Origin of the sequence: Oceaniglobus ichthyenteri, assembly GCF_003057885.1 — a bacterium.
In the GTDB taxonomy this organism is placed as follows: domain Bacteria; phylum Pseudomonadota; class Alphaproteobacteria; order Rhodobacterales; family Rhodobacteraceae; genus Oceaniglobus; species Oceaniglobus ichthyenteri.
In genome coordinates, this window is record NZ_QAGK01000002.1 from 485,207 (window position 1) to 494,655 (window position 9,449).

Consider the following 9,449-nt stretch of genomic DNA (forward strand, 5'->3'; position numbering starts at 1 on the left):
TATACTCCTCCTTACCAGCTGGATTTCACAAGGCCCGGAATCTGGCCCATATAGCCAAGTTCCCGCAGCATGATACGGCTGACCTTCAGCTTACGATAGTAAGCGTGGGGGCGGCCTGTCAGCTGGCAGCGGTTGTGCAGACGCACCGCGCTGGAGTTGCGTGGCAATTTGGCAAGCTTCAGGCGCGCTTTGAAACGCTCTTCCATGGGCTTGCTTTCGTCAGTTGCGATTTCTTTCAGCGCGGCACGCTTGGTGGCGAATTGATCCACCAGCTTTTGGCGCTTCTTCTCGCGTTCGATCATTGCTTTTTTAGCCATCGTGTTCTCTCCCAGGCTCAGCTGTTGAACGGCATGTTGAAATGCTTCAACAGCGCCTTGGCTTCGGCATCGGTATCCGCAGTCGTGCAGATGATGATATCCATGCCCCAGTTCTCGTCGATCTTGTCAAAGTTGATCTCGGGGAACACCAAATGCTCTTTCAGGCCCATGGCATAGTTGCCACGCCCATCAAAGCTTTTGCCGGGCACACCGCGAAAGTCACGCACGCGCGGCATTGCCACGGTGATCAGACGATCGAGGAATTCATACATCCGGTCACCGCGCAGCGTGACTTTTGCACCCAAAGGCATGTCTTCACGTACCCGGAAACCCGCGATGGATTTCTTGGCATATGTCGTCATCGCCTTCTGGCCAGCGATCAGCGTCAGGTCTTCCTGGGCTGATTTCGCTTTTTTCGTGTCGCGCACGGCTTCGGCACCACAGCCGATATTCAGAACGATCTTATCCAGACGCGGGATCTGCATGTCGTTCTTATACCCGAACTCTTCCTTCATGGCGGCGCGGATTGTATCCACGTACACCGTTTCAAGGCGGGGGGTGTAATTTGCGGTATCCAGCATCAGATCACGTCTCCCGTGGTCTTGGCGTAACGCACCTTTTTATCGTCTTCCATGCGGAATCCGACGCGGGTGGCTTTGCCGTTGGCATCAACAAACGCAAGGTTTGACAATGCGATCGGCATTGCCTGGGGCACGCGGCCCCCCTGGCTTGTCTGCGACTGCTTGGTGTGGCGAATGGCCATGTTCAGGCCTTCAACCACGGCTTTACCAGCGGCGGGGAACACTTGGGTGATTTCACCCTCTTTGCCCCTGTCCTTGCCGGTGAGCACGACGACCTTGTCGCCTTTTTTCAGTTTTGCAGCCATGGTTACAGAACCTCCGGAGCCAAGCTGATGATCTTCATGAAGCTCTTGGCGCGCAATTCGCGCACGACAGGGCCGAAGATACGGGTGCCAACGGGTTCGTTGTTGTTGTTCAGAATGACGGCGGCGTTGCGATCAAAACGAATCGCAGTCCCGTCTTCACGACGAACTTCCTTGGCGGTGCGCACGACGACGGCCTTGCGAACGTCACCTTTTTTCACGCGACCGCGTGGGATGGCTTCCTTTACCGAGACGACAATAATATCGCCAACGGATGCGTATTTACGCTTGGAACCACCCAAGACCTTGATGCACTGAACACGGCGAGCGCCGCTGTTGTCAGCAACATCCAGATTGGTCTGCATCTGGATCATGTGGTTTCTCCTGACCTTTGGGGGGCGTTGGTCGCCGTTTCCCCAGGGTTTCGATCAAACGGGATGTATTGCTTAAGAAACAATAACTTCCCAGCGTTTCGTCTTGCTCATCGGGGCGCATTCCTGAATGCGAACCTGATCGCCGGTCTTGAAGGCATTTTCGGCATCATGTGCGCGATACTTCTTCGATTTCCGGATCGTTTTCTTCAGAACGGGGTGGGTAAAGCGACGCTCGACCGATACGGTGATGGTCTGGGCGTTGGCATCGGATGTGACGGTGCCTGTCAGGATACGTTTGGGCATCTTACGCCTCCGCTGCGGCAGCGGCCGCTTTTTCGTTCAAAATTGTGTTCACGCGGGCAATGTCACGACGAACGGTGCGCACGCGGGCGGTGTTTTCCAATTGGCTTGTCGCCTGCTGAAAGCGCAGGTTAAATGCCTCTTTCTTTGATTGGGCAAGCTGTGCTTTCAGCTCGTCCAAAGTTTTGCTTCGCAGTTCTGTGGCATCCATCGCCATATTCCTTTCAACATCACCGGTTGGCCGCCAAAAGCGTCACCCTGATTCCGGTGGAGTGGATGATAAGGTGCTCGCTTACCCCCCCGCGCCCCATTGCACAACCCCTGCCCTTGCGATTTGCCACTTTCTTTGCCGGATTCAGGTTTTGGCAACCTGTTTGCCCCAATGTGCGGTCATCGCAGGCTTAGAATGAGTAGTACGATGATCCGTTTGGCCATTATCCTGTTGGCGTTTGTGCCATGCATTGCCTGGGCAGAAATGTTCACGGCGCCCGGGCGCACCCTGTTGCGCGCGCCCACCGGCGCCTTGATACAGGTGCGTGCCGAGAATGGGGCGGGCAGGATTGGCGCAAGCCTGTTTACCGGCCACACCGCCGGAAGTTTGTTCGCGCCTCTGCCCACTCGGCTGACACCGGATTTACCACCTTCGGTTAAATCACGCGGCACCGCAGTTCAAAAACTACGCGATTTGATCCAATATGCCGAAAGTCGCCGCGATGGCTATGATGCAGTTCAGCACGGGGCCAGGATAAAACCCACCAAACCCCCGACGCAGATGACGCTCGCAGAAATCAACCAATGGATTGATGCCACGCCAGGGCAACCCCACGCCATCGGGCGGTACCAATTCATCCCAAAAACTCTGCGCAGTCTGGTGAAACAACTGGGGCTGCGCGAAACCACGCGTTTCTCGCCAGATGTTCAAGATCAGCTTGCCGATATCCTGTTGGGTCAGGCTGGCCTGCATGCCGCGCAATCCGGCCTGATGACGCGCAAGACCTTCATGAACAACCTGGCCAAGATCTGGGCGGGTCTCCCGACCGCGACCGGAAAATCCTATTATCACGGGTATGCCGGCAACAAGGCGGCCCTCACATGGGACCAATATGAAGCAGAGATGCGCAATATTCTGAGCGGTTAGCCCCAGCGGTAATTGAAACTGACGCTGATCCGATCTTCGGGTGCCATGTTCATCGGCACCTCATGGCGCAACCAGCTTTCCCATAACAGGACATCTCCGACGTCGGGCGCCACATAGGCAAAGGTACGCCGGTTTGCCTTGGCGTCTGCCTTGCGCGGCGGCGCGGCCATCATCATGGCCAGACGCGGATCTTCGAATTTGATCGCACTGGTCCCTTCGGGCATCGCGACATAGGTTGTGCCGCTGATCACCGAATGGGGGTGCAGATGGCCTGTGTGAATCCCGCCTTCGGGCAGAATATTGATCCACAGATCTTCAAGTTGCAGCTTTTTATCGCCCAGATCAAAGGCCAGATCTTCGGCAAAGGCCGCCACATGTTTATCCAACGCCTTTTGCAAATCCTTGAAGATCGAAAACCGCCACGGCAGATCCGACAGCGACGCATAACTGGTGTAGCCCGGAAATTGGTTTTCCTCGCACCAATTCTGACCGGCCTCATCATCTTCGGCAATCGAAAGACACGACGCCTCAAGTTCGGCGGTATCAATCGGTTTACCACGGGATGAAAGCGCCGCGTGGTACAGTCGTGTCACAAACAATGAGGATATATTTGCCATAGTAAATCGCCTGATCAGGTGGAGAAAAACAAAAGCCCCCGCATATTGCAGCGGGGGCCTTCTGATTACTTGGCCGCGCCACTCATGGCGCGCCGCTTCTTACCAATCTTCGCGCATCACAGTGCGCGTCTTGATCGGCAACTTCATCGCGGCCAGGCGCAGGGCCTCGCGTGCGACAGCATCGGTAACACCGTCAATCTCAAACATGATCCGACCGGGTTTCACCTTGGCCGCCCAGAAATCAACCGACCCCTTACCTTTACCCATCCGCACTTCGACGGGCTTTGAGGTGACGGGCAGATCCGGGAAAATCCGAATCCAGACGCGGCCTTGCCGTTTCATATGACGGGTCATGGCACGACGCGCGGCTTCGATCTGACGGGCGGTGATCCGCTCGGGCTCAACAGCCTTCAAACCATAGGTGCCAAACGACAGGTCAGACCCGCCTTTTGCGTCGCCATGGATGCGGCCCTTGTGCATCTTGCGGAATTTTGTGCGTTTTGGTTGTAGCATTTCCGTTACTCCTTAACGCCGACCGCCAGCGCCACGGGGCGCGGGGCCTTCCTGAAGCTCGGCCTGCCGACGATCATGCGCCGACGGATCATGCTCCATGATTTCGCCTTTGAAAATCCAGACCTTGATCCCGATGATGCCATAGGCTGTCTTTGCCTCATATCCGGCATAATCGATATCGGCCCGCAGAGTGTGCAAAGGCACACGGCCCTCACGGTACCATTCGGTCCGCGCGATTTCGGCACCACCAAGACGGCCGGCCAAATTCACCCGAATACCCAAGGATCCCATGCGCATCGCATTCTGCACCGCACGTTTCATCGCACGACGGAACGAAACCCGGCGCTCAAGCTGCTGAGCGATGCTTTCGGCCACCAAAGCGGCATCAAGTTCGGGCTTGCGAACCTCGACGATGTTGAGGTGCAGATCACTGTCGGTCATTGCCGCCAGCTTTTTGCGCAGTGTCTCAATATCGGCGCCTTTTTTGCCGATAATGACGCCTGGGCGTGCGGTATGAACTGTAACGCGGCACTTTTTGTGCGGACGTTCGATGATCACCTTGGAAATACCGGCCTGTGCACATTCTTTCTTGATGAACTCGCGCATGCGAATATCTTCAAGAAGCAGATTGCCGTAATCCTTGGTATCAGCGTACCAACGACTGTCCCAAGTGCGATTGACCTGCAAGCGCATGCCAATCGGGTTTACTTTCTGTCCCATTACGCCTGCTCCCCGGCTGTTTCTTCGACCTGGCGCACCTTGATGGTGAGTTCGGCAAACGGCTTGACGATCTTGCCAAACCGACCACGGGCACGGGGCTTACCGCGTTTCATGGTCAGGTTCTTGCCGACATAGGCTTCGGCCACGATCAACTCATCCACGTCGAGGTTGTGGTTGTTTTCCGCATTGGCAATCGCCGACTGAAGGCACTTCTTTACGTCAGCCGAAATCCGCTTTTTGCTGAAGGTCAGATCGGACAATGCCTTTTCAACCTTCTTGCCACGGATCAACTGAGCAACGAGGTTCAGCTTCTGAGGGCTTGTGCGCAGCATCTTGGCCTTCGCAAAGGCCTCATTGTCGGCCACGCGACGGGGGTTCTTTTCCTTGCTCATTTGCGCTTCGCCTTCTTATCGGCGGCGTGACCGGTATAGGTACGCGTTGGCGAATATTCACCAAACTTCTGGCCAATCATATCCTCGGACACGTTGACCGGAATATGCTTTTTGCCGTTGTACACGCCAAAGGTGAGGCCCACAAACTGGGGCAGAATGGTCGAACGACGCGACCAGATTTTGATAACTTCTTTACGACCGGATTCACGAGTCGCTTCGGCTTTCTTAAGCACAAAACTATCGACGAACGGGCCTTTCCAGACAGAACGCGACATCTATCAGCGCCCCTTCTTCTTGGCGTGGCGCGAACGGACGATAAGCCGCTGCGACGCTTTGTTCTTGTTACGGGTTTTCGCACCTTTGGTCGGTTTGCCCCATGGGGTAACCGGGTGACGACCACCGGATGTCCGGCCTTCACCACCACCATGGGGGTGATCGATCGGGTTCATAACGACACCGCGCACCGATGGGCGAATGCCCTTGTGGCGGTTGCGACCGGCCTTGCCCAGGTTCTGGTTGCTGTTGTCGGGGTTTGATACCGCACCAACAGTGGCCATGCATTCCTGGCGAACCAGACGCAATTCACCCGATGACAAACGGATCTGCGCATAGCCACCATCACGACCCACAAACTGGGCGTATGTGCCGGCAGCACGGGCGATCTGTCCGCCTTTGCCTTGCTTCATCTCGATGTTATGAACAATCGTGCCGATCGGCATGCCCGAAAACGGCATCGCATTGCCCGGCTTGATATCGGCCTTGGCCGATGCAATCACCTTGTCACCGATGCCAAGACGCTGAGGCGCCAGGATATAAGCCTGCTCACCATCATCATAGGAAATCAGCGCAATAAAAGCTGTCCGGTTCGGGTCATATTCGATGCGAATGACGGTGGCCGCCACATCCATCTTGTTCCGCTTGAAATCGACGATACGATAAAGACGCTTTGCGCCTCCACCGATACGACGCATCGTGATCCGTCCGGTATTGTTCCGGCCGCCATTCTTGCTCAAACCCTCGGTGAGAGTTTTTACAGGGCGTCCTTTCCAAAGCTCCGAACGGTCGATCAGCACCAGCCCGCGCTGGCCTGGCGTCGTCGGCTTATACGACTTGAGTGCCATGCTTGTGTCTTCCGTTTGCTTTGCGGCCTGTCTCCAGACCTGTCTGTTATAAAGGGCCCCGCAGGTCCCCGACGCACGGCATAAGGCAGAGTACCCGCCATATGCCAAAACAATCGGCCCCGGATCGAATCCGGGGCCTCATCGTTGGTGTTCAGCTATTAGAGACCTGTGGAAACGTCAATCGTGTTTCCGTCTTCCAAGGTCACATAGGCCTTTTTCACGTCTTTACGACGGCCCAGCATGCCCCGGAAGCGTTTGACTTTGCCTTTGGTGATGGTGGTATTAACCGCCTTCACCTTTACGCCAAACAAGGTTTCCACAGCTTCCTTGATCTGTGGTTTGTTCGAATCAATCGCCACTTCAAACACCACGGCGCCATTTTCAGACGCCATTGTGGCTTTTTCAGTGATGACCGGCTTGCGGATCACATCGTAATGTTCCGGTTTCGCGTTCATTTCAGCCTCGCTTCCAGCGCTTCCAGACCGGCCTTGGTGATGACCAGCGTGTCACGCTTGAGAATGTCATAGACGTTTGCGCCCATGCTGGGCAGAACATCCAGACCGTCGATGTTGGCGGCGGCACGGGCGAAGTTTTCATTCACCTCGGCACCGTCGATGACCAGCGCGCGCTTCCAACCCAGATTCGCGATCTGTTTTGCCAATGCACTGGTTTTGATCTCGGCCAAGGCCGCATCTTCGATGATAACCAGGTTGCCGGTCGCCATCTTGGACGAAAGCGCGTGCTTCAATCCAAGTTTGCGAAACTTCTTGGTCAGTTCGTGGCCGTGGCTACGCGGGGTTGGCCCCTTGTAGATACCACCCGACCGGAAGATCGGTGCCGAACGTGCGCCGTGGCGGGCGCCGCCGGTGCCTTTCTGGCGATAGATCTTCTTGGTCGAATAGCTGACCTCGGAGCGGGTTTTCACCTTGTGGGTGCCCTGCTGCGCATTGTTGCGCTGCCAGCGGACGACGCGGTGCAGAATGTCTGCGCGCGGCTCCAGACCGAAGATCTCGTCGCCAAGATCGACCGATCCGGCCGAGCCGCCGTCCAGTTTGATCACGTCGAGTTTCATTGGTCGCCTTCCTTCTTCTCGTCCAGAGTCTCGCTCTGGTCACCGGCCTCGGCCTTGTCAGCCTCGATTTCGGCTTCCGCATCTTTCAAGGCTGCTGCTTCCAGCGCTGCGGCTTCGGCTGCTGCTGCCTCTTCGGCGGCTGCGGCTTCGGCTGCGGCGGCTTCGGCGGCTTCATTGGCCAGACGTTCGGCTTCTTCAGCGGCAGATTTCAGCGCGGCGGGGTAGATTACGTTTTCCGGGGTGGGCTTCTTCACCGCATCCTTGATCGTGACCCAGCCGCCTTTGGAACCGGGAACCGCACCTTTGACCATGATCAGGCCACGGTTGGCATCGGTGCGAATAACCTGCAAGTTCTGTGTGGTAACACGGGCAGCACCCATGTGACCGGCCATCTTCTTGCCTTTGAACACCTTGCCTGGATCCTGACACTGACCGGTCGAACCGTGTGAGCGGTGCGAAACCGACACACCGTGCGAGGCGCGCAAACCACCAAAGTTGTGGCGTTTCATCGCACCGGCAAAACCTTTACCGATCGAAGTGCCCGCCACGTCGACGAACTGCCCCTCAAAGTAATGGTTCGCAGTGATTTCTTCACCCACACCAATCAGGTTCTCGGCGGCGACGCGGAATTCCGCGATCTTCCGCTTCGGCTCAACCTTGGCGACGGCAAAGTGGCCGCGCATTGCCTTGGTTGTCCGCTTGACCTTGGCTGTGCCTGCACCCAACTGAACGGCGGTATAACCGTCCCGTTCAATCGTGCGCTGCGCCACGACCTGCAGCTTGTCCAGTTGAAGGACGGTCACGGGAATCTGTTTCCCGTCGTCCATGAAAAGGCGGGTCATGCCGACCTTTTTTGCGATAACGCCAGAGCGCAACATATCCATCGCTCCTTATACCTTAATCTCGACGTCGACACCGGCCGCCAGGTCGAGCTTCATCAGCGCGTCCACGGTTTGCGGAGTCGGGTCAACGATATCCAACAAACGCTTGTGCGTGCGGATTTCGAACTGATCACGAGATTTCTTGTCAACGTGGGGACCACGCAGAACGGTGAATTTTTCGATCTTGTTCGGCAGCGGAATCGGGCCGCGCACTGTGGCGCCCGTCCGTTTGGCGGTGTTCACGATTTCCTGCGTGCTGGCATCCAGTACGCGGTAATCGAACGCCTTGAGCCGAATGCGAATGTTTTGGCTAGCGGCCATTGCAATTGCCTTTCGCGGCTTTTGAGATTGAGAGGTGGAGGCACCGGAATTGATGCCCCCACGTCGAACCTTAATCTTTATTGGGCATGCACCCAGAAGGGCGAGAAGGTGGGTATTGGGTTATCTTGCGATCCCCTGCAACCCACCTTGTTCAAAAATCACTCAGTAATTTTTGACACGACGCCTGCGCCGACGGTGCGGCCGCCTTCGCGGATGGCGAAACGCAGGCCCTGCTCCATGGCGATCGGGGCGATCAGCTCGACACCGAACGACACGTTATCGCCAGGCATGACCATTTCTGTGCCTTCGGCCAGGACAACCGTGCCGGTCACATCCGTGGTACGGAAGTAGAACTGCGGGCGGTAGTTGGCAAAGAACGGTGTGTGACGACCGCCTTCTTCCTTGGTCAGAATATAGGCTTCTGCCTCGAACTTGGTGTGGGGCTTGACCGATCCGGGCTTGCACAGAACCTGACCACGCTCAACGCCGTCACGGTCGATGCCGCGCAGCAACGCGCCGATGTTGTCGCCAGCTTCACCACGGTCCAGCAGTTTGCGGAACATTTCAACACCGGTACAGGTGGTGGTCTTGGTGTCGCGGATCCCGACGATTTCGATGCTGTCGCCAACGTTGATCACGCCACGCTCGACACGGCCGGTCACAACAGTACCACGACCCGAAATCGAGAATACATCCTCGACCGGCATCAGGAACGGCTGATCCACTGCACGCTCAGGCGTGGGGATGAAATCATCGACAGCGGCCATCAGGGCCTTGATCGACTCTTCGCCGATTTCAGG

At 56.6% G+C, this 9,449-nt stretch carries 18 protein-coding genes; 1 reads left to right on the top strand and 17 read right to left on the bottom strand.

Translation table 11 applies throughout. From position 1 onward, the window contains the following. Positions 1 to 11: 11 nt before the first annotated feature. The 6 genes from rpsN to rpmC all read right to left on the bottom strand — a co-directional run bounded on the left by rpsN (position 12) and on the right by rpmC (position 2,085). Positions 12 to 317 (bottom strand): 30S ribosomal protein S14, encoded by a 306-nt coding sequence (rpsN, locus tag C8265_RS05325; protein ID WP_108482927.1) that lies wholly within the window; start codon positions 315 to 317, stop codon positions 12 to 14. A gap of 17 nt (positions 318 to 334) precedes the next feature. Beyond that, entirely contained in the window at positions 335 to 898 is a 564-nt protein-coding gene (gene rplE / locus C8265_RS05330) for a 50S ribosomal protein L5 (protein WP_108482928.1), read from the bottom strand. Next, entirely contained in the window at positions 898 to 1,203 is a 306-nt protein-coding gene (gene rplX / locus C8265_RS05335) for a 50S ribosomal protein L24 (protein WP_108482929.1), read from the bottom strand. The genes rplE and rplX overlap by 1 nt, the downstream gene beginning before the upstream one ends. A 2-nt stretch (positions 1,204 to 1,205) precedes the next feature. Continuing rightward, positions 1,206 to 1,574: a 50S ribosomal protein L14 gene (gene rplN, locus C8265_RS05340; RefSeq protein ID WP_042456818.1), complete on the bottom strand. Its 369-nt coding sequence runs from the start codon at positions 1,572 to 1,574 to the stop codon at positions 1,206 to 1,208. Between the two features lie 72 nt (positions 1,575 to 1,646). Further along, a complete protein-coding gene (gene rpsQ / locus C8265_RS05345) occupies positions 1,647 to 1,877 on the bottom strand; it encodes a 30S ribosomal protein S17 (RefSeq protein WP_108482930.1) in 231 nt (76 codons plus the stop codon). A 1-nt stretch (position 1,878) separates the two neighbouring features. Beyond that, complete coding sequence (rpmC, locus tag C8265_RS05350) at positions 1,879 to 2,085, bottom strand: 50S ribosomal protein L29 (RefSeq protein ID WP_108482996.1); 207 nt, start codon at positions 2,083 to 2,085, stop codon at positions 1,879 to 1,881. Between the two features lie 207 nt (positions 2,086 to 2,292). On the opposite strand from rpmC, the gene C8265_RS05355 reads away from it, so the two are divergent. Further along, a complete protein-coding gene (locus tag C8265_RS05355; RefSeq protein WP_240610983.1) occupies positions 2,293 to 3,012 on the top strand; it encodes a lysozyme family protein in 720 nt (239 codons plus the stop codon). Here C8265_RS05355 and C8265_RS05360 read toward each other — a convergent pair. The 11 genes from C8265_RS05360 to C8265_RS05410 form a co-directional block, all read right to left on the bottom strand. Next, positions 3,009 to 3,629, bottom strand: a complete 621-nt coding sequence (locus C8265_RS05360) for a TIGR02466 family protein (protein WP_108482932.1) — start codon at positions 3,627 to 3,629, stop codon at positions 3,009 to 3,011. The genes C8265_RS05355 and C8265_RS05360 overlap by 4 nt on opposite strands. A gap of 99 nt (positions 3,630 to 3,728) precedes the next feature. Further along, positions 3,729 to 4,142 (bottom strand): 50S ribosomal protein L16, encoded by a 414-nt coding sequence (gene rplP / locus C8265_RS05365; RefSeq protein WP_108482933.1) that lies wholly within the window; start codon positions 4,140 to 4,142, stop codon positions 3,729 to 3,731. Between the two features lie 12 nt (positions 4,143 to 4,154). Continuing rightward, positions 4,155 to 4,862 (bottom strand): 30S ribosomal protein S3, encoded by a 708-nt coding sequence (gene rpsC / locus C8265_RS05370; RefSeq protein ID WP_108482934.1) that lies wholly within the window; start codon positions 4,860 to 4,862, stop codon positions 4,155 to 4,157. Further along, entirely contained in the window at positions 4,862 to 5,254 is a 393-nt protein-coding gene (gene rplV, locus C8265_RS05375) for a 50S ribosomal protein L22 (RefSeq protein WP_108482935.1), read from the bottom strand. Before rplV ends, rpsC begins: the two co-directional genes overlap by 1 nt. Beyond that, positions 5,251 to 5,529 carry a 30S ribosomal protein S19 gene (gene rpsS / locus C8265_RS05380; protein ID WP_108482936.1) on the bottom strand — a complete coding sequence of 93 codons (279 nt, stop codon included), beginning with the start codon at positions 5,527 to 5,529 and terminating at the stop codon, positions 5,251 to 5,253. The genes rplV and rpsS overlap by 4 nt, the downstream gene beginning before the upstream one ends. Before the next feature lie 3 nt (positions 5,530 to 5,532). Next, complete coding sequence (gene rplB, locus C8265_RS05385) at positions 5,533 to 6,375, bottom strand: 50S ribosomal protein L2 (RefSeq protein WP_108482937.1); 843 nt, start codon at positions 6,373 to 6,375, stop codon at positions 5,533 to 5,535. Between the two features lie 158 nt (positions 6,376 to 6,533). Continuing rightward, on the bottom strand, positions 6,534 to 6,830 hold the full coding sequence (locus C8265_RS05390; RefSeq protein WP_108482938.1) for a 50S ribosomal protein L23: 297 nt from the start codon (positions 6,828 to 6,830) through the stop codon (positions 6,534 to 6,536). Next, the gene (gene rplD, locus C8265_RS05395) at positions 6,827 to 7,447 is read right to left on the bottom strand and encodes a 50S ribosomal protein L4 (protein WP_108482939.1); all 621 of its coding nucleotides are present in this window, start codon (positions 7,445 to 7,447) and stop codon (positions 6,827 to 6,829) included. Before rplD ends, C8265_RS05390 begins: the two co-directional genes overlap by 4 nt. Then, positions 7,444 to 8,325 carry a 50S ribosomal protein L3 gene (gene rplC / locus C8265_RS05400; RefSeq protein WP_108482997.1) on the bottom strand — a complete coding sequence of 294 codons (882 nt, stop codon included), beginning with the start codon at positions 8,323 to 8,325 and terminating at the stop codon, positions 7,444 to 7,446. The genes rplD and rplC overlap by 4 nt, the downstream gene beginning before the upstream one ends. A 12-nt stretch (positions 8,326 to 8,337) precedes the next feature. Then, positions 8,338 to 8,649: a 30S ribosomal protein S10 gene (gene rpsJ / locus C8265_RS05405; RefSeq protein WP_108482940.1), complete on the bottom strand. Its 312-nt coding sequence runs from the start codon at positions 8,647 to 8,649 to the stop codon at positions 8,338 to 8,340. Positions 8,650 to 8,807: 158 nt separating this feature from the next. Next, positions 8,808 to 9,449, bottom strand: a 642-nt coding sequence (locus tag C8265_RS05410; protein ID WP_240610984.1) for an EF-Tu C-terminal domain-related protein, incomplete at its 5' end; no start/stop codon positions are given.